Source organism: Novosphingobium colocasiae, from assembly GCF_014652555.1.
GTDB lineage: Bacteria > Pseudomonadota > Alphaproteobacteria > Sphingomonadales > Sphingomonadaceae > Novosphingobium > Novosphingobium colocasiae.
Map to the genome: position 1 here is coordinate 143,221 of NZ_BMZA01000005.1, position 21,170 is coordinate 164,390.

Sequence of the window (21,170 nt, forward strand, 5' to 3'; positions counted from 1 at the left end):
TCATGGTCACCAGCACATCTCCCGCCACCTCGCCCACCGCCACCAGTTCACTGGTGACCGCGCTGGGCGGTGGCAGCGGCATCGACATGCTGGACCTTGCCAACAAACTGGCAACCGCGCAGTTTTCCGTCCGCAACCAGCGGCTGGCGGAAAAGGCGGACCAGCTTGGCACGCAGATTTCCTCTATCTCCAGCATCAAGTCGATGCTGCTCGGGCTGGACACCTCGCTGGGCACGCTGGTGCGCTCGGGCGATCTCGCGCGCACTCCGGCACTCGCCAATTCCGCCGTTGCCGCTGCCACGCTGACCGGATCGCAGACCCCGCGCGGGACCTACTCGCTGGAAGTCACCCAGCTTGCCGCCGGGCAGACGCTGGCGGGACAGGCCTATGCGGCACCGACCAGCACCGTGGGCGCGGGAACACTGACGCTGCGGTTCGGTACCGTATCGGGCGGCACGTTTGCCGCTGACGCCGGCCACGCCGCTGTGGCGATCCCGATTGCCGGCGGCGCGACGCTGGCCGATGTGGCCACCGCCATCAACGCCGCCAACGCCGGCGTCTCCGCCTATGTCGCGCAGACCGTGAACGGCGCGCAATTGGTGATGAAGGGCGCGGAGGGCGCGGCCAACGGGTTTCAGGTGGAAGTGAGTGAGGACCCGCTGGCCCCCGGCTTGTCCGACCTGGCCTGGACCCCGGCATCGACCACCGGCCAGTTGCTGTCCACCGCACGCGACGCGGCGTTCAAGATCGACGGACTGGCCGCCACTGCGGCTTCGAACAGCGTTTCCGAGGCGATTCCCGGCGTCAAACTGCAGCTTGCCGCCACCAACATCGGCGCGCCGACCACGGTGAGCTTCGCCGATCCGGCCACCTCGATCGCCGGGGCGATGAAGGATTTCACCGACGCGCTGAACGAGGTGATGACCGAGGTCAACAAGGCCACCGCGATCGGCGGCGATCTGGCAAGCGACGGCGGGGCCCGCGCTCTCAAACGCTCACTGTCGCAACTGGCAGGCACCGTCATCATCCCCGGTGCCACCGGCTCCGCGCGCACCCTCGCCGACCTCGGCCTCAAGACCGAACGCGACGGCAGCTTCTCGCTCGACGGCGCACGCCTTGCCGCGACGCTGGCGAGCGATCCGCAGGGCGTGGCCGACATGTTCACGAACGGCCTGCACGGCGTGTTCGCCACGGTCGATGCGATCTATCGCAAGGCTTCCGCCGCCAGCGATACCGGATCGATCGGCGGATCGCTGGCGCGATACACCAAGGCGCTCACCCGCAACGCGTCCGATCAGAGCGATCTGGCGGCGCAGCAGGAAAAGCTGCGCGCGCGGCTGGCCTCGCAGTTCACCACTTCCGAAACCCGCATCGGCCAGTCCAAGGCGACGCTGACGATGCTGCAGAACCAGATCGCCCAGTGGAACAAGTCGGGCAACTAGTGTGATGGAATCGAAGTTGGTCTCTTTACGTCACCCCGGTTTTGACCCGGGGGCCCGCTTCTTTTTGCGCCCGGACGGAAGAAAAGCGGGATCCCGGGTCGAGCCCGGGATGACGAAATCAATGAAGCCAACTTCAGATTCAGGTGACTAGCATGCTGGTCCAGCGCTCTCCCCACGAAGCCTATCGTCGTGTCGATTTCGACGCGCGGGTCAAAGGTGCCAGCCCGTCCGATCTGGTGCACTTGTGCTACGAACATCTGGTCAGCGCGCTCGGCACCGCGCTCCACGCCGAAGGGCTGGGCGACAACAGCCTCAAGAGCCGTTCGATGACGCGCGCGCTGACCGCGATCACCGCCCTGCAACTGGGCGTATCGGGCGAAGCGGGCGTGGCGGGGGCGCTGCGCCAGCTTTACGAATCCGCGCGGCGCACGATCCTCGATGCCGCGATCGAATTCGATTCGCGCCGCATCGCCGTGCTGCGGGATGACTTCGCGGAGATCGGCCGGGCCTTGCAGGGCCCCTGATCGGGAGCAGGCAGCCACGGCCGCAACCGAATTGGTGTTCCTCCATACGTGGAAAACCATGGGATTGCGGGTGATTACATAGTTGAAACCTCGAATTCGGAACAGGTCCCGCGGGCCAGCACGGCGGCATGCGAATATCCCCTAGGCACAATCCGTTAGGGAGACGTGCCGTGGAACGCATCACCAACCTCATCCTCATCGATGCCGACATGCGCCGCCGCGCCACGATCAGCCACGCGCTGTCTGCTGTCCAGATCCACGTCGAACCGTTCGAGACGATCGCTGAACTTTCCGGCTCGTGGCCCCGCTCCGGCGTGGTGCTTGTGCATGACGATACCCATGCGGTCGGCAACCTCATCGAATGCATGGCCGATCATGGTGAATGGTTCCCGATCATCGCCTTCAGCGAAACCCCCTCGGCCGAACGCATCGTCGAAGCGATCCTTGATGGCGCGATCGATTACGTCGCCTGGCCGATTGCCGCCGATGAACTGAACGGCGCACTCAGCCGCGCCGTTGCCCGGGCCGAGACGGTGGGCAGCGCCAAGCTGCGCGAAGTGATGGCCCGCGCCCGGATCGACCGGCTGACCCGGCGCGAGAAGGAAGTGCTGAGCGGTGTCGCCAGCGGCCTGTCCAACCGGCTGATCGGCGACAAGCTATCGATCAGCCCGCGCACCGTGGAAATCCACCGCGCCAACATGCTCAACAAGCTGGGTGCCAACCACACCTCGGATGCCATCCGCATCGCGATAGAGGCGGCGCTGGTGAACTGACCACCCGACTGTTCCCGATTTTACATGAAAGGGGCGTTTGAACGGGAAGAGGGCGTTTGGGTGTGACGGTATCGACTGCCGATCCCGATAGTCAGTGCAACCGCACCGAAGCGCGCGCAATACCTTCGCCGAAAGGCCCGCCGAACGTGTCGCTTTCGATGCGGGAGACCATTGCCGAGGCGAATGCAGCCAAAAGCGCCAGTGCCACCGTCGCACCCTCGGCGACGATCTCTTCGCCGGCATCGCTGCCGAACAGCGAGGCAAGGCAGCGGCCGTTGGGCCCGCGCGAAACCATGAACGGGCTGTCGCGTCCGATCAGCGCCAGCGCCGCGCTTTCGCCGCCGCCGGACTGCAGCAGCGCCTCCACCCGCGCAGGCATGTCGCGGTTGCGCTCGGCATCCATGCCCGCCAGCAGGAAGCCGGCCTCGCGCAGCCGGTCGCCCTCCTCGGCGGGGGCGCTGCTGACGCAATCGTGGAGGAAGTCGCGCAACTGCGCGACGATGTCGTCCTGTTCGGTCCCGGGGGTCACGCGGTATGCCATATCTGTGCCTGTGTTTTCGATGCGCCGGATCAACCCCAGCGCGAACGCCGGGTCAACCACGGAAAATTCCCCGACATATGCCGCCGTTCCAACTTGCTACAACCTGACTGGCAGGCATGAAGGTCTGGTCAGCCCGGCTTCTGGCCGGCGAACCAGGGGATCATACGCTCGATCGCCGTTGCCACCTCGCCGGTCGATACCGCGAAGCTGAAGCGCATGAAGCGGTGGCCGTTGACCGGGTCGAAGTCGATCCCCGGCGCCGTCGCCACTCCGGTATCGCGCAGCAGCCGGGTGCAGAAATCCAGGCTGTCGTCCGTCAGGTGGCCGATGTCCGCCCAGATGTAGAACGCACCGTCCGGCGGGGCGATGCGGGCAAGGCCAAGCCGGGGCAGGGCATCGAGCAGCAGTTCGCGATTGCGCGCATAGGTGCGCAAGTGCCCCTCCAGTTCCTCGACGCAATCGAACGCCACCAGCCCCGCATGCTGGGCCAGCGAGGGCGGCGTGAGGAACAGGTTGCCCATCCGCGCGCGCGCCGTGGCGATCAGTTCGGGCGGCAGCACCAGCCAGCCCAGCCGCCAGCCGGCCATGCTGTAGAATTTCGAAAAGCTGTTCACCACCAGCGCATCGGGCAGGTGGCGCAGCATCGATTGCGCCTCGCCGTCATAGACCAGCCGGTGATAGATCTCGTCCGAAACCACGCGGATGCCCTTGCGGCGGCAGACCGCCGCGATGGCGGCCAGTTCCTCAGGCGCGATGATCGTCCCGGTGGGGTTGGCCGGGCTGGCGAGGATCAGGCCATCGGGCGGCGGATCGATCGCGTCGAGCGCGGCGGCGGTGATCTGGAAGCGCTGCTCCGCGCCGCAGTCCATCTCCACCGGCTCCAGGTACAGCGCGCGCAGGGTGTTGCGATAAGCAACGTAGCCGGGCCGCGCCAGCGCCACCCGCGCGCCGGGCGCGAACAGGCTGGTCAGCGCCAGCACCAGCGCGGGCGAGGCCCCGCAGGTCAGGATGATCTGATCACGCGCCACCGTCACCCCGTGAGCATCGCGGTAATAGCGGGCGATGCGCTCCATCAGCGCGGTGTTTTCCCAGTATCCCATCGGATCGGCATCGAGAATGCGGTGCGCCGCCGCGATCGCCGGGCCCGGCGCGCCGGTGGAAGGCTGGCCGAACTCCATGTGGATCACCGCCGCACCCGTCGCGGCCATTTCGTGGGCCAGCCGGCTGATGGCGATGGCGTGAAAGGGTTCTACCGAAGCGACCATGGCGATTGCGCCTAAAGAAAAATCCGCCAAAAGGAAATGCAGGGGCAAGGGAGGCGGCCAATGAGCGGGATCGAGAAGCTTTCGGCGCTGCTGCCGGCGGGGCTGCCGGCGGAGCTGAGCGCGGCGCTGGCCCCGCATGCGCGGCTGGTGCAACTGCGCGCGGGGCAGACCCTGATCGGGCATCAGGACGATACCGACGATGTATTCATCGTGCTCGACGGCACCTTGCGGGTCGAACTGGTCTCACGCAACGGCCGCGAGATTATCCTCTCCGATGCCGGTGTCGGCGCGATCGTCGGCGAATTCGCCGCGCTCGACGGTGCGCCGCGCTCGGCCAGCGTCACCACCGTCGGCAAGGCCACTGTGGCGCGGGTGCCGGCCCGCCAGTTCCGCGAAGCCGCGCTCGCCACGCCCGAAAGCGCCGGCTGGCTGGCGCTCCGGCTGGTGCGGATGGTGCGCACGATGACCGAGCGGGTGTTCGAACTCAACGCCCTGGCGGTGCGCAGCCGCCTGCACTGCGAACTGCTGCGCATGGCGCTCGACGCCGGGATCGACGACAACGCGGCGACCCTGGCTCCGTCGCCCACTCACGCCGAACTGGCCAACCGCATCGGCACGCACCGCGAAGCGGTCACCCGCGAACTCGGCTATCTGACCGAGCAGGGCATCACCCGCAGCGCGGGCCGGACCCTCTCGATCCTCGATGTCGGGCGTCTGGCCGAAGTGGTCCGCGCCGCCGCCGGCGATGTCGAGCTGATCCAGCGTGCGCGCGAAGCGCGGCTCGGCCGCGCCTGATCCGCGCCACCGGCGGCGGGCCCGCCGGATGGTGGCAATTCTCACAAGTCCGGGGTGGCAAGCCCCACCGCCCGGCGCCGCCGCTGCGTCCACTATCGCACTTGTCCGGGCGGTGTCCTCCACGATGCCGCCAGGACCCGCCCAGGCACCCGGAGCAGGGAAGACAACGACCCCTTCCTTCGCGCTCCGTCGGGGCGGTGCATACTCGCAAAGCCTTCTGGCGGCGACCGCCCCGGCCCGCGTGGCCGAACCTATCCCCGGGCGGTTGCCGCCAGCTTTTGCCCCGCCGCGCGGCATCCGGGCAGACGATGCAATTCCACTTGCGCGACGCCCCGACGCTGGCTAAACGCCGCCACCTGTCCTGCAGCCCGATCGGGCGGCACGGCGATATCGGGTATATGCCGCTTTAGCTCAGCCGGTAGAGCACATCATTCGTAATGATGGGGTCAGGTGTTCGAGTCACCTAAGCGGCACCACCTTCTTAAAGGCACTTCCACTCAGACATCGGCGGTTTCCCAGTCAAAGGGCTTTCCAGCCTTGGGTCAAGGCTGGGCCGTGTTTGGATAGGAAAAGAAAACTGACCTAGGTGTTTGGTCCCGGCATGTGAAATACAAGCAGGTCCGCCCTCCTGCAGCGGCGAGGCTGGGTGAGGGCGGAAAGATCAGATGGTCGGCAATGCCATTGCGGCAGCGGGAAGAGCTCCGGGGTTTCAGTGCTCTCGCGCCAATCGCGTTGATACGCTTCGCTCGCTTGCGGGCTCAGCTTTTACCGGAATGTCCTGGAAAGGACCACGAGGGTCGGGTCGCCCTCGAAAGATTCAGGCGTGAAGCCCTTTTCGCGTTCCAGCTCGATGGCGGCGTGATTTTGGCGACTTTCGATGGCGATCACGCGGCGCAGGTCGCGCGCTTGAGCCTTGCTGCCCAGAAAGTCCAGCAGCGCCCAGCCGACGCCCCTGCCTTTGTAATCGCGTCGCACTGAAACGGCGATCTCGCCGGTGTCCATCGCCTTGTCGCAGGCAAGCAATGCGGACCCGACAAGCTGTCCGTTTCCGGCATCGAAGGCAAGATAGCTCTCCGATCGGAAGTGATCGGCGCTGACCAGCGGTGCCAATTGTTCGTGGCTGACATGCGCGGCCGCGGCCAGGAAGCGGAAGCGACGATCCTCGTCGGTTACGGAATCGAAAAAGGCCGCAAGCGCGGCTTCATCTGTCTTGCGGGCGGGGTGAACGTCAAGAACGACGCCGGATCGGGTGCTGAGCCGGGTGGTCATGGAATACTCCGTCGAGGGTCGGCGGCTGTGTGCGTCCGTGGTCGACGCCGCGCCTTGACCAAGCTCAAGGCGCGGCGTCTTCCCGGGGGAGCGATTAGTCGTCGATGTTGCGCTTGTAGGTTTCGGGCAGGAAGAACAGCCCGATGACGAGTGTCGCTGCCGCAACCACTACGGGGTACCAGAACCCGTAGTAGATATCACCCTTGGACGCGACCATCGCAAACCCGATCGCCGGCAGAAGCCCGCCCAGCCAGCCATTGCCGATGTGGTAGGGCAACGACATGGATGTGTAGCGGATCCGGCTCGGGAAGAGTTCGACAAGCATCGCCGCAATCGGGCCGTAGACCATCGTCACGAGCAGCACGAGGTAGAACAGGATCGCCACAACGAGCGGCTTGTTCATCTGGTCAGGATCAGCTTTTGCCGGATAGCCGACCTTGGCCAGCTCACCGGTGACAGCGGCCTTCGCTTCAACCGCCGGCTTGCCATCCTTTGCCGGAACTGCGGCAACCGCCGGCGCGCCGATGACCTTTGCCGTGAAGGCCGCAATGGCTGCCTTGCGCGCGTCTCCGCTGACCTTGGCGGGGTCAGGTGCCACAAAGGTCGCGTCGCCCACCTTGATCGAGGCGATGGTGCCCGCCGGGGTGTCAACATTCGTGTAGTTTACAGCCGCCTTGGCGAGGGCATTTTTCACGATGTCGCAACTGGTCGTGTCAAACGGGTTCTTGCCGACGGGGTCGAACTGCGACGAACACTCGGCCGGATCAGCGGTCACCGTCACGGGTGCCTGGGCGAGAGCCTTGGCGAGGGCCGGATTGGCTGCCGACGTCAGGCTGTGGAACACCGGGAACAATGTGACGGTCGCCAATGCGCAACCCGCCATGATGATCGCCTTGCGTCCGATCTTGTCGGACAGCCAGCCGAAGAACAGGAAGAACGGTGCGCCAAGCAGCAGGGCGACGGCGATCAGCGTGTTGGCGGTGATGCCGTCGACCTTGAGCATCTTCTCCAGGAAGAACATCGCGTAGAGCTGGCCCGTGTACCAGACGACCGCCTGGCCGGCGATGGCGCCAAAAAAGGCGATCACGACGATTTTCAGGTTCTTCCATTCTCCGAAGGCCTCGGTCAGCGGACGCTTGGACGACGTGCCCTCCGCCTTCATCTTCTGGAACACCGGGCTTTCGTGAAGCTTCAGGCGCAGCCACAGGCCCACTGCGAGAAAGCCGCCCGACGTGAGGTATGGAACGCGCCATCCCCATTCCTTGAAAGCCTCTTCGCCGACGCCGGTGACCGGAGACCGCACCAGGATCACAATGAGCAGCGCCATGGCGAGACCTGCCGTGGCGGTGATCTGGATCCAGCTTGTGTAAAACCCGCGTTTTCCCTCGGGCGCGTGTTCTGCGACATAGGTGGCGGCGCCGCCATATTCGCCGCCCAGGGCCAGGCCCTGGAACATCCGCAGGGTCACCAGCATGATCGGGGCAGCCACGCCCGCTGTCTCGTAGGTGGGAAGACAGCCGACGAGGAAAGTCGAAAGACCCATCACCAGCAGGGTGATGATGAATGTGTAGCGGCGACCGACCATGTCTCCGATGCGACCGAACACCAGCGCCCCGAACGGGCGGACGATGAACCCGGCCGCGAACACGAGAAGGGCCATGATGTACGCCGTCGTCGCGTTAAGCCCGGTGAGGAACTTCGCTGCGATGATGGCCGTCAGCAGGCCGTAAAGATAGAAATCATACCATTCGAACACCGTGCCCAGCGATGACGCGCCGATGATGAGCTTTTCGTCGTGCGTTGCCTGATGGTGTTTGGGTAAGCCCGTATAGTGTTCGGGCGTTTCATGCAGGTTCAGGTCCATTGGTCCTCTCCCTCCTGTGTTCAGAAGCTGTATTTGAATGCGGCTTCGAGCCGGTCTGTCGAGCCATCCGCGCCGTTGACGAGTTTGCGCGCACCGTGGCGGTATTCGATGCCCACATCGACGCTGTCGACGGGAGAATAGAACAGGTTCGCTGCCGCGCTCCAAGCCGACTTGTTGAACGTCGCGATGTCCGCTGGCGAAAGGGATCCGTCGTAACTGACGCTCTGGTAGCTACCCATCAGATTGGCGCGAAGGCGCGGTGCAAGCGGAACGCGAACGGCACCGATCGCCGCGAGGACGTCGACGTTCGCCAAGGTGTTGCTTGCCGGCACATAGACCGCGTCGGGCGCAAAGTTCAGCCCGACATAGCGGCCGATGTTGCGGCCATAGGTCAGCATGAAGCGGACATCGCCGGTCCTGGCGGAATTGAGAAACAGCTTTCCGCCCAGGCTGGCACCATAGCCGCTGGCGTCAGCGGAGACCGCGCCCGTTTCCGTCCGGATCTGTCGGAAAACGCCGGCAAGCGACAGCTCACCAGACTTGCCGCTATGCACCAGCCGCGCCGTGAAATCGGGCAGATGGTCGTCGCCATTCTCGATCAGTGTCGGTGACCCTGATGTCGCGGTTCCGCTCTCGGGGTTTTCGATCCCAAGGTGCAGGGTCATGCCCTTGCCAAGCGGTGCGCTGTAACGGACCAGAGGCTGGCGAACGAACACCGTGCCTTCCGCGCCGCCCACATAATCGGTGCTTTCCGGCAAGGCACCCGTGAACTGGAAGGTGCTCCAGTCTTCGCCGAAGGTCCAGCGATCGACCTGCAGATAGGCGCGCCGCAAGGCGAGGTTGTAGCCGTTCGTGGTCCGCTGCGACCCTTGCGTGCCCGGCGCGGTCTGGAAATCCGTTTCAAGATAGGCCTTGACCGCGTGACCGGCCACATCCGTGCCGAAGTTCAGCCAGAAGCGCGACTGTTTCGCCGTGAACTCGGTGATCCTGCTGGCAGGCGCAGTCCCGGTGGGAATTTGCTGCGGCAAATAAAAGTCGCGGCCAAGCGCATTAGTGGCCAACTCACCGTTACCGAACCGCGTCGTGCCAGCCAGCAACTTCACGTAACCGCCAAGCTTGATCGTCGTCGCACCGGATTTGAAACCGTCGGCCTGCGGCTTCGGCGCTGGAGGAACTGCCGGGCGCGCCTCGACGACGGCAAGTCGCTTGCCATTCTCCTGCGCCTCGGCCTCGGCGGCCAACGCCCGCGTTTCCGCCCGTTCGGCTCGAACCTTGAGCGCTTCGTTTTCGATTTTGCTGACATCCAGATCGCGACGCAGGCCCTTCATCTCGGCTTCCAGCCGCTCAAGCCGCGCTTCGATGCTGTTCGCAGCCTTGGCGACCGCCGCTTGTGGCGCTGTCAGTGCCGATGCGGCAAGCAGCGCGCCCAGCAGCGCTTTACCTCCTTTGTTCATTCCCCTCTCCTTCCGTCCCGATTTCGAGATTCGGGAAGCCCACCTTGAGAGGACGATGGCCATTCCGGCAGAGCGACCATGGTCGGACGTCTACGACCTTGGTCTAAGGTCGCATCGTGCGCGCTACGAGTTAGGGAGGATCAAAAGCACATCCACAGTCAGGAGAGCCGATGATCGCCGAAGCTGGGGTCGTCGGCGTACCGCTTGAAATCAAGGGGCAGGGCGCCTTGGCGTTCGTCGTAAGCGACCTCGACGACAACTCCACACTTGCCGATCCATCCGTCGTCGACCATCTTCGGGCAAACCGACCGCATCGGGAGACTGCGTGACCGAAAGCGTCCTGATTGCCGATGACCACCCGCTCTTCCGGCAGGCGCTTGCTCTAGCCGTCGGACGCGTGCTGCCCGAGGCCCGGATCATCGAGGCGGGAACATTGGCCGCCGCGGCGCGCGCGGCGAGTGACGCCGCCGTTCTTCGGCTGATCCTGCTCGACCTGAAAATGCCGGGTGCCGTCGGCTATTCGGGTATTGCCCTTCTCCACGCCGAACAACCGGACGTGCCGATCCTTGTCGTGTCCAGCGCAGAGGGCGCTGCCGCAGCCGAAGAGGCACGGGCATTCGGTGCCATCGGGTTCCTTCCGAAAGATAGTGCGCTCGAGGCGATAGAGGCTGCCATTTCCGGGGCTCTGCATGGTCGCAGCCGCGTCCCTCCCCGCGAGGATAATGATGTGGCCAACGTCCGGAACGCCGTCGCCGACCTGACCCCGATGCAACTGAAGGTGCTGCTCGCCGTTCTGGATGGCCAGCTCAACAAGCAGATCGCCTATAGCCTCCACATCAGCGAAGCGACCGTAAAGGCGCATATGACCGCCATCATGCGCAAACTGGACGTGAGCAACCGGACGCAGGCGGCCCTTGTCGCCCGATCGCTAGGTCTCGATCTTCGTCACTGAAAGCTGTGCGATCGCCTGCATGAGCCGCTCGGGATCAACCGGTTTAGTCAGTATCGGCACGTTCAATCGCGCAGCGCGCGCGCGCATGTCTTCTCTGTTCTCGGCTGTGATCAGCAGGGCAGGCCGGGTTGAGCCTTGCTGGCGCACAGCTTCGATCAGCGACAATCCGTCCTCGCCATGGTCGAGCTGATAGTCGACCAGCAAAAGATCGACGCCATCGTGCGCCGCGACCGCCTGGGCTATGGTCCGCGCGGGCACCGGACGATGGCCGAGTTTCTCCAACAGCGCACTCGTCGCGGCGACGATCGCCTCATCATTGTCCACCACCAACACGGACAGTGGTTGCTGAACGCTGGCGTGGAACTGCCTCGAAGTCGCAGGATTCGCCGGGGCCGATCCGTGCAACTTCGGGAGCGACAGGCTGAAGCGGCTGCCTTTCCCGGGCGCGGACACGACGTCGATGCGGCCTCCCAACAGGCGTGTGATGCGTTCCACCAGCGCAAGGCCAAGCCCGAGCCCATCGACATCGATTTCCCCGATGCGCGTAAACTCACCGAAGATCGCGCCAAGCCTGTCCTCGGGAATCCCGATACCGGTGTCGATCACATCGATCCGCCATTCATTTCCGCGCGCCCGCACTCCGATCAGGATACGGCCGGTTGGCGTGTAACGCAGGGCATTGGTCAGCAGATTTTGCATCACCGACCGCAGCAGGGCGGGGTCGGTATGAACAGCGCCGGGGCATGGCCCCAGCCGAAGAACGAGCGCCTTCTCTTCGGCAAGCGGCCGGAAACTTTCACATAGATCACCGAGGAAGTCTTGCAGTGAAACGGGCTCCGGCCGAGGGTTAACGCCGCCCGCGTCCAGCTTGGAAATGTCGAGAAGCGCCCGCAGGAGATCCTCCGCGGCGACAATGGCGCTCTGAACGCGATGGGCAAGGAGCCGGGTCGGGCCCTGCGTGTCGCGATCCAGCGCTGCCGCGAACAACCGCGCGGCATGAAGCGGCTGGAGCAGGTCGTGGCTGGCGGCCGCCAGGAACCGGGTCTTTTCGCGATCGGCCTTGGCGAGCCTGCGATTGGCTTCGGACAGCTCTCGGGTCCGTTCCGCGACCCGGTGTTCGAGTTCGTCGAGGGTATGCTGCAGCTCTTCACGGATGCGGGCCTCGCTCGTGATATCCGTAAACGACATGACGTAGCCACCGCCCGACATCGGCCCGCCGACGGTTTTGATGACGCGCCCGTCGTTGCGCCGTCGCTCGAAGCTGTGCGCCAGCCGACGGCGCAGATGGTCGAGCCGCTTCTCGACATGGTGCTCGGCATCGCCGGGTCCGAAATCTCCCCGGCCGGCGTTGTGACGGATCAGGTCGGCGACGGGCACGCCGACGCGGATCATGCCTGGCGGATAATCGAACAGTTCCTCGTAGCGGCTGTTCCAGGCGACAAGATTGAGTTCCGCATCCACCACGCTGATGCCTGCATCGACATTCTCGAAGGTGTCGGCAAGCAACTGGCGAGAGAAACGGAGGGACTGGCCACCTTTGTCGAGAAGGCGGGCGACATCCTGCAGGCTCATCTGACCATCGGCCAACGCCGATGCGACCAAAGATCGCGCTGACGACGTGCCGACGATCCCGGCAATGAGCTGTTGCGCCCGCTTTGCCGACCGCCGGTCAATAGGCACCCCGTTCCGGACTGCGGGAAATTCCCGTTCGGCACGCTCCTCGCCCACAAAGCTTGCGGTCAGTTGCAGCAGCCCCTCAAGATCGCTGACCTTGCGATTCGCCCGCAATTGAAGCGACAGCGGGCCATTTGTGACGCCACGCGCCGACACCAGCGCAAAAGCTAGAAGATTGGCTCCCAGGCTCCAGACCACACCGTGAACCAGAGGCGACGCCTGTCCAATGCCGAAAAGGCGTAACGGGTCGAAAGGGCCGGTCGCGAGGAAATCAAGCAATGCGGTTGGCAGGATCGGCGGCAAGCCAAGCGTGTAAGCCCAGAGCATCAGTCCGATCGCCAGACTTGCACGCGCCGGAATAGGGTCCCTGTCGGGGCGCGCCACCGCCAAGATCAGATGCGGCGTGAATTGCGCCATGGCCGCAAATGCCACGAGCCCGATGGATGCCAGCGATTCCCGCGCGGACACAAGTTCCGCCCAGGCCAGCGAAAGCGCAATGATCGCTATGATCGACGCACGTCGGACGCGCAGCATTTGTCGTCCGATCGCCCCGTCCGCCAGCGCTTGTCTGCTTCGCAAGATCGACGGAAAAATAAGGTCGTTGGACACCATGGTCGCCAAGGCGGACGAATCGACAATCACCATCGATGCGGCGGCGCTGATGCCGCCAATCAGGGCGATCGCTACAATCGCCGTCCGGCCGACGCTCGTCGGCAATTGCAGAACGTACAGATCCGGCATTTGTCCCGCGGAGAGAAACGCCGATCCGGCCAGCGCGATTGGCAGAACCACAATGGCCATCGCAGCCAGGTAGGCCGCCAGCCCGAAACGCGAGCGGACCAGATCGTCGGTCTGCTGCGCCTCGACCAATCCCATGTAGAATTGACGAGGCAGAACGACGATCGCCATCACCGAGATGAGGAAGATCACCGCAAAATCGAGCGATAGATGGCCGGGTGCGAAGCGCGCGCTCAATATTTCCCGACTTTGCGCGAGCGCCGCGTCGGGGGCCGTTATCAGCATCGATATCGCGAGCGTGGCGACCAGCAGCATTGCGACGATCTTGATCAGGGATTCCGCCCCGATCGCAAACAGCAGGCCTTCGCTTCGACCGGCCAGCTCAAATCGGCGCGCGGCGAAAAGGATGGAGAAAACGGCAAGAAGACCCGCAGCCACGACCATCATCGTGTCCGACACGTTCTGACCGGAAACCGCTGAAAACGCTCTGCCGATCGACCGGAACTGAAGCGCGATGTAGGGTATGGTCCCGAAAAGGGCGATGATGGTCACCAGCCGCGCCACGATCACGTCATGGCCAAAACGTGCAGCGATAAAGTCTGAAACGGTCGCGGCCTGCTCCTCCGCAACCGCCCGGGACAGGCTTCTGAGGAAGCGGGGCGCGACTATCAGCAGCAGTATCGGCCCAAGGTAGATGGGCAGATAGGACCAGCCGTCACGAACCGCGCTCCCCACGGCACCGTAGAAAGTCCAACTGGAACAGTAAACGCCGAGCGCCAGCGTGTAGGCGACATGTCGCATCCGGGGCGCTTTGCGCAACCGCTCGCTGCGCGCTTCGACCAACGCTGCTACGCTGAACAACAGCAGGATCAGCAACAACGCAAAAGTCGCGGCGAGATTGAGACTCAATTTTCGATTTCCACTGGACGACCTCGAGCGAGGCTAGCCAAGAAAGGAGGGCAACACAAACAAGAGGTTCGCTGCCGGTAAAGGCGCATGCGGCTATGAAAACGAGGGGCAGCGACACGTGGTCGCTGCCCCTGACGATTGTGGTGAAGCGCCCCGGCTCTCAGGCCGGCTGGAATTCGGTAGCCTTTTCCTTGCGCACCGTGCGGCTGCGGCGGCCGTCGATGCCGACCGGCACTTCGCCGCTGACGGTCGCGCGGCGCAGGGTGCGGCGCTGGAGGCCGAAGTCTGCTACGGCGCGGTGCTGGGTCGCCTGGTTGTCCCAGAACGCCACGTCGCCCGCCCGCCAGCGCCAGCGCACGACGTTCTCCGGCCGGGTGATGTGGTCCTGCAGGATCTGGAACAGCCGCGCGGAATCCGCCTGGTTAAGGCCGACGAACTGCTTGACGAAGTGGCCGAGCAGCAGGCTGCGCTGGCCCGAGACCGGGTGGACGCGCACCACCGGGTGCTCGGTTTCATAGACGGTCGAGGCGAACACGTTCTTCTGGAAAAGCTGGCGCTCCTTCTCCGCTCCGTCGCCCTTGGGCGCATTCTGCAGCACTGCGGCATAGTCATAGAGGTTGGTGTGCACCGCCCACAGGTTGTTGACGAGCTGGCGCAGCGATTCCGGCAGGCCTTCGTAAGCGGTCTCGCCATTTGCCCACTGCGTGTCGCCGCCCGCTTCGGGAATGGTGATGCCGCGCAGGATCGACGCTTTCGGGTAGGCATCGACAAAGGTTACATCGGTGTGCCAGCTCGATGCGGCATAGCCTTCCTTGCTGTCGAGTTCGAGCAAGTAGCGCGATCCTTCGGCGACCGGTACCGTGGGGTGCGCCACCGGATCGCCAAACAGCCCGGCGAAGCCTTCATGCCGCGCGTCGTCCAGTTCGTGCTGGTCGCGGAAGAACACTACCTTGTGGCGTACCACCGCATCCTTGATCGCCTGGACGGTCTCGGCATCAAGGTCGCCCGAGAGGGTGACGCCGCGGATTTCGGCACCGATGGTGCCGGTCACGGGGACGATGTCCAGCGGGGAGTGGGGATCGCGGGCATTGGCGTAAGTGGTAATCGCATTCATGGTCATTTCTCCTGTGTGGGCGGTGGGAGCTGGAGGGACGGTCACTCGGCCGGGGTGGCCGAAGCGTGGGCGAAGACGTCGTCGCGCGCGCGCAGTTGCCGCCGGATCTCGGCATGGCGTTCGGCGTTGAGCGGGAACCCGAAGACACAGATGGCGGCCAGCGTGTGGGCCAGCGCCGGGCCCAGGCCGAACACCAGCACCAGCGCCTGCAGCGCGTCCGGCGTGTTCCGGGCGGCGGCGGGATCGAACCCGAAGGCGGCGACCAGCGGCAGCGCGATGCCCACCGCGATCGCTCCGCCCAGCTTCTGCGAGACGCTGAACACCGAATAGTACAGGCCCACGCGCTCCTCGCCGGTGGCGGATCGGTGCAGATCGGCAACGTCGGCGACGATCGAGCGCAGCAGCAGGTTGCCCGAGCCTTGCGACAGACCCTGGAGGAAGGCGAGCAGCAGCAGCAGCCAGAACCGGTCCGGCGTCAGGAATACGAGGCCGAAGTTGATCGCGGCCTGCACCAGTTCGGCCAGCACGGCGGCGCGGCCCTTGCCGAGCGCGGTGCCGATCCGCTGCCAGATCGGGCCGGCAAGGATGCCGAACGAATACTGGAACAGGAAGAAGCCGGCAGCCCACTCGGGTTTGCCGAAGTATATGGTGACCACGAACAGCAGCAGCGCGGTGCGCACGCCCTGGCCGGCGGTGACGGCGGTGTCGGACGCGAGCACGCGCAGCAGCAGGCGGTTTCCGAACACGGCGTGCAAGGCATCGCGCAGGGCGAGCGGCGTCCTTGCGGAGACGGCCGGCCGGTCTTGCTCCGATGTGAGCGTCAGCAGCAACCCGGGAATGCCGACGGCAAGGACCAGCGCGCCGAAAAGGTGCAGGCGCAATGGGCCATCGTTCGGGCGAAGCTGGTCGGCCACGGCGGGCAGGAGCAAAGTGAGCACCAGCGCACACGAGCTCAGCAAAGTGAACGTCGAAGCGATGCGGGTGCGCTCGTTGTAATCCTCGCTGATCTCGCCCGACCAGGCCAGCAGCGCGGTGAGGATCGAGGATGCGCCCACGTAGTAGAGCAGGGCACCTGTCGCGATCCACGGCACCGCCACCTCGGCGGGCGGGAAGAACAGCATCGTCGCGCCGGACAGGAAAGCTACCGCTCCGCCGGCGATCCACGGCCGCCGACGCCCGAACCGGCTGGCGGTGCGATCGCTCAGCGCGCCGATCACCGGGTCGAGCAGCGAGTTGAGCACCTGCCCCACCAGGAACACCAGACCCAGCGTGGTTAGCGGGACGTGGTAGTCCTTGGCCAGGATTGCCGGCACGTAGGCCATGACCGGCTGAGCCGCAGCGATGACGGGGATGGCCACGGCGGAGAAGCGCAGCAGCCTGGCACTGCTCAGCCGGCGCGCCGGCAGCGCTCCATACATCGTCCGGGGATCGTGCAGCATGTTCGTGCTCCTGGAGGGAGGTGCGGAAGCGGGTTCAGAACTTGGTGCGCAAAGTGGCGCCGATGGTGCGCGGCTCGCCCACCTGCCCGGTCACGACGCCCGTCGCGGCAGCCGACAGCGAGAGGAAATAGTCCTTGTCGAGCAGATTTTTGGCCCAGAGCGAGACGTCCCACAGCCCGTCGTCGGTCTTCAGGCCGACGCGCGCGTTGAGCAGGCCGAAGCTCGCGACTTCGGCCCAGGCCGAGTTGCTGGACGAGGTGTTGAAGTGGCCGCGCCACGACCAGTCGGCGTGGGCATAGACACCCACCTCCTTGCCGCCGAGGTTGACCAGCGGCGCGCTGGCGTCCGCGCCAAGGCTATAGGCGAACTTGGGCACGCCGGGCAGTTGCTCGCCGGACAGGTTGTTGGCGAGGATGCCGTGCAGTTCCGGAGCCACCGGGGCATTGGTGTACGTCACGTATTTCGCGTCGGTGTAGCTGGCCGAGGCGTAGACCGAGAAGGCGTCGCTGGGTGCGAAACGGAAGTCTCCCTCCACCCCGCGCGAGCGCACCTTGGGGATATTGGCAATATACTGGCGCACGACCGCAGTGTTCGCCGGGTCCACGTCCGTGATCGCGGTCTGATAGTCGCTGATTTCGGTCCAGAATGCTGCAGCGTTGAAGGTGGCGCGGCGATCGAGGAACTGGCTCTTGAGGCCGAGTTCGAACGAATCCACCTTTTCCGGGCGAACCGTCGGATCGGTGATGCTGGCGGGAAGCTGCGTCAGGTTGAGACCGCCCGACTTGTTGCCGCGCGCGTAAGTGCCATAGATCAGCGCGTCCGGACCCACCTTCCATGCCAGCGAGAGGAGGCCCGACAGGCTGTTGTCCCTGAAGCTGGTCTCGTATCGCGGCACGACCTTGTTGAAATTGGCCCGAGTGCCGAGGATCGCCGCTTGGGTTTCGGCCGAAAAACCGGAAATATCGGCCGCTCCGGCCACCCATTGTTCAAAGCTGCCCTTCTTTTCCTCGTGGGTGAAGCGCATGCCGGCGGTCAGGGTCAGGCTTGGGGTGATGTGCCAGTCGGTCTGGCCGAAGGCGGCGACCGTCTTGGTCTGCGGCTCGGAGTAGGAGTTGACCTCATACCCGTTGAGAGCAGCGTTGGTCACCGGGGTCGATGCAGCGAGGAACCAGGTCGGTGCGGCCGAACCGTAACCGGTTGCACCATAACCGCGCACGGTCTGCCAGAAGTAATAGGCACCTACCACGTAATCGAACGTGCGGTTGCCCTTGGAGGCGAGGCGGATTTCCTGGCTGAACTGGCGCTGGCGATTGGCTTGCTGGGCTTTCACGACCACCGGCAGCGATGTGCTGTCGCCGTCGTTGGCGGGATCCCAGTCCCACCAGCGATAGGCGCTGATCGCGGTCAGCGCGGCGCTGCCCAGATCCCAGTCGAGCTGGCCCGAAACGCCATAGCCCGCCATGTTGGCCTGATAGTGGCTGTTCGCTTCGCCCACGCGGTCGAAGGCGTTGAAATCGGGCAGAGTATATCCTGGAAAGTGCGCGGCGCGGATCGCGAAGCTGCCCGGGATGGTGACGCCGTCCGCGTAAGTGGTGTGGTTGGCGACGAACAGGTTCATCACGTTATGCTGCTTCTGGCGGGAGTAGTCGCCGATGATCCGGATCGAAACGTCGCTGTTGGGCGTGAACAGCAACTGGCCGCGGACCGACTTGTTGAGATAGTCCTGCGCGCGCGTGCCGGTGGTCTTGTTGACGGTGAACCCGTCGTTCTCACTCAACGCGGCGGACAGGCGCACCGCCAGCAGATCCGGCACGATCCCGGTGCTGGCCGAAGCGCGGATCTGGTGGAACCCGTAGCTGCCGATGCTCGTTTCGGCGGAGAATTCGGGGTCGAAGCTGGGCTTGCGGCTGGTGATGTTGATGACGCCCGACGTCGTGTTTTTGCCGAACAGCGTGCCTTGCGGTCCGCGCAGGACCTCGATGCTGTCCAGATCGACGAGGTCGAACTGCGACAGGCCGACGCGGCCGTAATAGACGTTGTCGATGTAGAACCCGACGCCGTTCTCCAGACCATCGTTGGTGAGGGCGACGTTGGAGCCAAGGCCACGGATGTTGATGTTGGTGTTGCGCGGGTTGAAGCTGAACACCTGCAGGCTGGGGACCTGCTGCTGGATCTGGCCCAGAGTGAAATCGCCGCGCTTTTCGAGCGAATCGGCGCTGACCACGGATACCGCCAGCGGAATGTCCTGGACATTCTCATCGCGGCGGCGCGAACCGGTGACCACGATCGACTCCGAGCTTTCCTCGGCGTCGGGTGCGACGCTGACGGATGCCGAGGATGCAGCAATGTCCTGCGCGAAGGCGGGTGCGCCTGCCAGCAGCGCGATCGCGCTGGCCGAAGCGTGAAGGGCGACGGAAACGGGTTTGAAAGCGGTCTTCATTGTTTGATCCCTGGAACCTTGTGGTTGTGTGCCTTGCCGGGCCCGGCGCGGTGCCGTGGCAACGGGAGACGCGGGGCGTCCCTCGCTGACCCAATCGGGCGCGATGACCTGCGGCAGCCGCGCGTGGACCGGTCCTGCGGGCGGTCCCGCAGACTAGGCTGGCATGGCGATCCCGCTGCGCGCGGACGGCAGGCGGGGTTTCGGTGTGGTGGGTCGGCCGGGCGTTGATCGCGCCTCCATCCAGGAAGGCTGACCACCCGGTCCGGCAAATGCGCTCAGCGGCGCGTCATGGTCATTCGCATCATGTCACCTCTGTTGTTGAGGGGAACACGAGGCCTGGCGCTGTCGCCCCAGCATCGCGCGCTTTAGCGGTTGTTTACGCGGAGCAAGCTGCTTCCCGGTCAAATGCCGCGGTCCAGGAACCCTTGAAACTCGCGGGGCGACCTGGACGCCGCTCCCGCTTGGGATAATGTCTACTTATTTAGTTGAAATTCGTTCGTCAAGAATAGGTTTCCTTTCCGACCCGTCAGCCGGGCTATTGCGGCGCGCGCATCGTCGAGACTACGGCCGGATCGCGGCCATCGCGGATCGCTGTCGCGAGCGCCGCGATCCACGGCGTCACCGAGCCGAGATAATGCGTATAGCCTGCGCAGAGATAATTGAGGCCGGCTTCGCCATCCTCGCTCTGCGTGAAACGGTGCTTGGGGCAGCCGCCCCAGCAGCCCTTGAGCCATGGGCAGCGACGGCATTGCGCGGGGAGCGTGGTGGACTTGGCCTTGCCGAACTCACGCGCCGCGGTCGAATCGACCATCGATGCCAGCGAATCGTTCACAAGGTTGCCCAGCTTGTATTCGGGATAAGCGAAGTGATCGCAGTTGAAGACGCTGCCGTCATGCTCGGCGATCAGGGCCCGGCCGCATTCGGGCTGGTGGTGGCAGACGACGCCCGGCGCGCCCATGAACGCGGCGAGCGTCCATTCAAAGTTCATCACGAACACCCGGCCGATATCGTTTCTGCGCCACTCCTCGAAGACGGTAGCCAGGAACACGCCCCAATCGCGCGGTGCCACCGAGAACTCGGCCAGCGCCGCATCGGCATCGCGGCCGGGGCCGTTGAGCTCGAAACCGCGCGCCTTGTCCCCCGCCCCGGCGAGGCGTTCGACGACGGGGGTGAACTGGATGAACTGCAGCCCTGCAGCCTTGAGGAAGCGATAGACCTCGAGCGCGTGGTGGGCGCTATGGGCATCGACGCAGGCAAGCGCGTTGGTTTCCACGCCATGCCGCTGCAGCCGTTCGAGCGCCCGCATGACCAGCGCGTGCGAGGGGTTGCCGTTGGCATAGCGGCGATAGCGGTCATGGACGAAGGCGGGACCGTCGAGGCTCAACCCGACAAGAAAGCGATGGTCGGCAAGGAAACGGGCCCAATCGTCATCGATCAGCGTACCGTTGGTCTGGAAGCTGTTCTCGATGGTTCGACCCGCGCCATGACGTTTTTGCAGATCGACCGCCCGGGCATAGAAGTCGAGCCCCAGCAGTGTCGGTTCGCCCCCCTGCCAGGTAAACTGTACCGGCGCGCCGGCAGGAGTGGCGGCGATCGTCTGGCGAACATAGGCCTCCAGCACTTCGGGGGACATCCGGCGGGTCTGCTTGCGATCAAACAGCGCTTCCTTGTCGAGATAGAAGCAATAGGCGCAGTCTAGATTGCAGGCGGGGCCGCTGGGCTTGGCCATGAGATGAAACGGCAGGGCGGCGGCCTGATCGGGCGAAGGCATCGTGGTCCTCATTCGTGAACGTGCGGGGGGCGTGTGATGCGCGGACCTCGTGAGGACAGGTCGGACCGCTTGACAGCATATTCTCTATCGATGTAGTTGAGTTTTGTCGAGCCTCCTGGCTCCAGCCCACGCAAACATCGCGCGGCTGCGGACATCCCAAGGCGACCGCGCCCGGGTTCTCATCTTTCATCATCCGGCCATGCGGC

15 protein-coding genes, 1 tRNA gene and 1 pseudogene are annotated in these 21,170 nt (G+C 64.7%); 7 read left to right on the forward strand and 10 right to left on the reverse strand.

Translation table 11 applies throughout. The features are described from left to right. The first annotated feature begins 2 nt into the window (after positions 1-2). From fliD to IE122_RS09460, 3 genes are all read left to right on the forward strand, one after another. Positions 3-1,442 carry a flagellar filament capping protein FliD gene (fliD, locus tag IE122_RS09450; protein ID WP_189620911.1) on the forward strand — a complete coding sequence of 480 codons (1,440 nt, stop codon included), beginning with the start codon at positions 3-5 and terminating at the stop codon, positions 1,440-1,442. Positions 1,443-1,594: 152 nt separating this feature from the next. Further along, on the forward strand, positions 1,595-1,966 hold the full coding sequence (locus tag IE122_RS09455) for a flagellar protein FliS (protein ID WP_189620912.1): 372 nt from the start codon (positions 1,595-1,597) through the stop codon (positions 1,964-1,966). A 170-nt stretch (positions 1,967-2,136) separates the two neighbouring features. After that, positions 2,137-2,739 carry a response regulator transcription factor gene (locus IE122_RS09460; RefSeq protein WP_189620913.1) on the forward strand — a complete coding sequence of 201 codons (603 nt, stop codon included), beginning with the start codon at positions 2,137-2,139 and terminating at the stop codon, positions 2,737-2,739. Positions 2,740-2,830: 91 nt separating this feature from the next. Here IE122_RS09460 and IE122_RS09465 read toward each other — a convergent pair whose 3' ends face one another. Beyond that, positions 2,831-3,280: a hypothetical protein gene (locus IE122_RS09465; RefSeq protein WP_189620914.1), complete on the reverse strand. Its 450-nt coding sequence runs from the start codon at positions 3,278-3,280 to the stop codon at positions 2,831-2,833. A 128-nt stretch (positions 3,281-3,408) separates the two neighbouring features. After that, on the reverse strand, positions 3,409-4,545 hold the full coding sequence (locus IE122_RS09470; protein WP_189620915.1) for a pyridoxal phosphate-dependent aminotransferase: 1,137 nt from the start codon (positions 4,543-4,545) through the stop codon (positions 3,409-3,411). A gap of 60 nt (positions 4,546-4,605) precedes the next feature. Between IE122_RS09470 and IE122_RS09475 the strand changes: the two genes are divergently transcribed. Both IE122_RS09475 and IE122_RS09480 read left to right on the forward strand, forming a co-directional pair. Further along, positions 4,606-5,340 carry a Crp/Fnr family transcriptional regulator gene (locus tag IE122_RS09475; RefSeq protein WP_189620916.1) on the forward strand — a complete coding sequence of 245 codons (735 nt, stop codon included), beginning with the start codon at positions 4,606-4,608 and terminating at the stop codon, positions 5,338-5,340. A gap of 400 nt (positions 5,341-5,740) precedes the next feature. Next, positions 5,741-5,816, forward strand: a tRNA-Thr gene (locus IE122_RS09480). Between the two features lie 289 nt (positions 5,817-6,105). Here the strand turns inward: IE122_RS09480 and IE122_RS09485 are convergent. The 3 genes from IE122_RS09485 to IE122_RS09495 all read right to left on the reverse strand — a co-directional run bounded on the left by IE122_RS09485 (position 6,106) and on the right by IE122_RS09495 (position 9,990). Further along, positions 6,106-6,609 (reverse strand): GNAT family N-acetyltransferase, encoded by a 504-nt coding sequence (locus tag IE122_RS09485; protein ID WP_189620917.1) that lies wholly within the window; start codon positions 6,607-6,609, stop codon positions 6,106-6,108. A 94-nt stretch (positions 6,610-6,703) separates the two neighbouring features. After that, positions 6,704-8,473: an MFS transporter gene (locus IE122_RS09490; RefSeq protein WP_189620918.1), complete on the reverse strand. Its 1,770-nt coding sequence runs from the start codon at positions 8,471-8,473 to the stop codon at positions 6,704-6,706. 20 nt (positions 8,474-8,493) lie between these two features. After that, positions 8,494-9,990 carry a DcaP family trimeric outer membrane transporter gene (locus tag IE122_RS09495; protein ID WP_229813959.1) on the reverse strand — a complete coding sequence of 499 codons (1,497 nt, stop codon included), beginning with the start codon at positions 9,988-9,990 and terminating at the stop codon, positions 8,494-8,496. A 104-nt stretch (positions 9,991-10,094) separates the two neighbouring features. Here IE122_RS09495 and IE122_RS09500 point away from each other — a divergent pair. Next, positions 10,095-10,256 (forward strand): annotated as a pseudogene (locus tag IE122_RS09500) (AMP-binding enzyme); the annotation flags it as partial. After that, positions 10,253-10,879, forward strand: coding sequence for a response regulator transcription factor (locus IE122_RS09505; RefSeq protein ID WP_189620920.1), 627 nt, complete (start codon positions 10,253-10,255; stop codon positions 10,877-10,879). The pseudogene IE122_RS09500 and the gene IE122_RS09505, both read left to right, overlap by 4 nt. Here the strand turns inward: IE122_RS09505 and IE122_RS09510 are convergent. The 5 genes from IE122_RS09510 to IE122_RS09530 form a co-directional block, all read right to left on the reverse strand. Then, entirely contained in the window at positions 10,856-14,200 is a 3,345-nt protein-coding gene (locus IE122_RS09510) for a hybrid sensor histidine kinase/response regulator (RefSeq protein WP_189620921.1), read from the reverse strand. The genes IE122_RS09505 and IE122_RS09510 overlap by 24 nt on opposite strands. Positions 14,201-14,360: 160 nt before the next feature. Then, positions 14,361-15,314, reverse strand: coding sequence for a TauD/TfdA dioxygenase family protein (locus IE122_RS09515; protein WP_189620922.1), 954 nt, complete (start codon positions 15,312-15,314; stop codon positions 14,361-14,363). Between the two features lie 41 nt (positions 15,315-15,355). Next, positions 15,356-16,753 (reverse strand): MFS transporter, encoded by a 1,398-nt coding sequence (locus IE122_RS09520; RefSeq protein WP_189620923.1) that lies wholly within the window; start codon positions 16,751-16,753, stop codon positions 15,356-15,358. Between the two features lie 34 nt (positions 16,754-16,787). Next, on the reverse strand, positions 16,788-19,193 hold the full coding sequence (locus tag IE122_RS09525; RefSeq protein WP_189620924.1) for a TonB-dependent receptor: 2,406 nt from the start codon (positions 19,191-19,193) through the stop codon (positions 16,788-16,790). A 535-nt stretch (positions 19,194-19,728) separates the two neighbouring features. Then, positions 19,729-20,964, reverse strand: a complete 1,236-nt coding sequence (locus IE122_RS09530; protein ID WP_229813961.1) for an anaerobic sulfatase maturase — start codon at positions 20,962-20,964, stop codon at positions 19,729-19,731. Positions 20,965-21,170: the final 206 nt, after the last annotated feature.

Bases quoted from the DNA above. Each gene is read 5' to 3' on its own strand.
- fliD (WP_189620911.1), top strand. From the start codon at position 3: ATGGTCACCAGCACATCTCCCGCCACCTCGCCCACCGCCACCAGTTCA.
- IE122_RS09455 (WP_189620912.1), top strand. From the start codon at position 1,595: ATGCTGGTCCAGCGCTCTCCCCACGAAGCCTATCGTCGTGTCGATTTC.
- IE122_RS09465 (WP_189620914.1), bottom strand. From the start codon at position 3,280: ATGGCATACCGCGTGACCCCCGGGACCGAACAGGACGACATCGTCGCG.
- IE122_RS09470 (WP_189620915.1), bottom strand. From the start codon at position 4,545: ATGGTCGCTTCGGTAGAACCCTTTCACGCCATCGCCATCAGCCGGCTG.
- IE122_RS09475 (WP_189620916.1), top strand. From the start codon at position 4,606: ATGAGCGGGATCGAGAAGCTTTCGGCGCTGCTGCCGGCGGGGCTGCCG.
- IE122_RS09485 (WP_189620917.1), bottom strand. From the start codon at position 6,609: ATGACCACCCGGCTCAGCACCCGATCCGGCGTCGTTCTTGACGTTCAC.
- IE122_RS09490 (WP_189620918.1), bottom strand. From the start codon at position 8,473: ATGGACCTGAACCTGCATGAAACGCCCGAACACTATACGGGCTTACCC.
- IE122_RS09495 (WP_229813959.1), bottom strand. From the start codon at position 9,990: ATGGCCATCGTCCTCTCAAGGTGGGCTTCCCGAATCTCGAAATCGGGA.
- IE122_RS09515 (WP_189620922.1), bottom strand. From the start codon at position 15,314: ATGAATGCGATTACCACTTACGCCAATGCCCGCGATCCCCACTCCCCG.
- IE122_RS09520 (WP_189620923.1), bottom strand. From the start codon at position 16,753: ATGCTGCACGATCCCCGGACGATGTATGGAGCGCTGCCGGCGCGCCGG.
- IE122_RS09525 (WP_189620924.1), bottom strand. From the start codon at position 19,193: ATGAAGACCGCTTTCAAACCCGTTTCCGTCGCCCTTCACGCTTCGGCC.
- IE122_RS09530 (WP_229813961.1), bottom strand. From the start codon at position 20,964: ATGCCTTCGCCCGATCAGGCCGCCGCCCTGCCGTTTCATCTCATGGCC.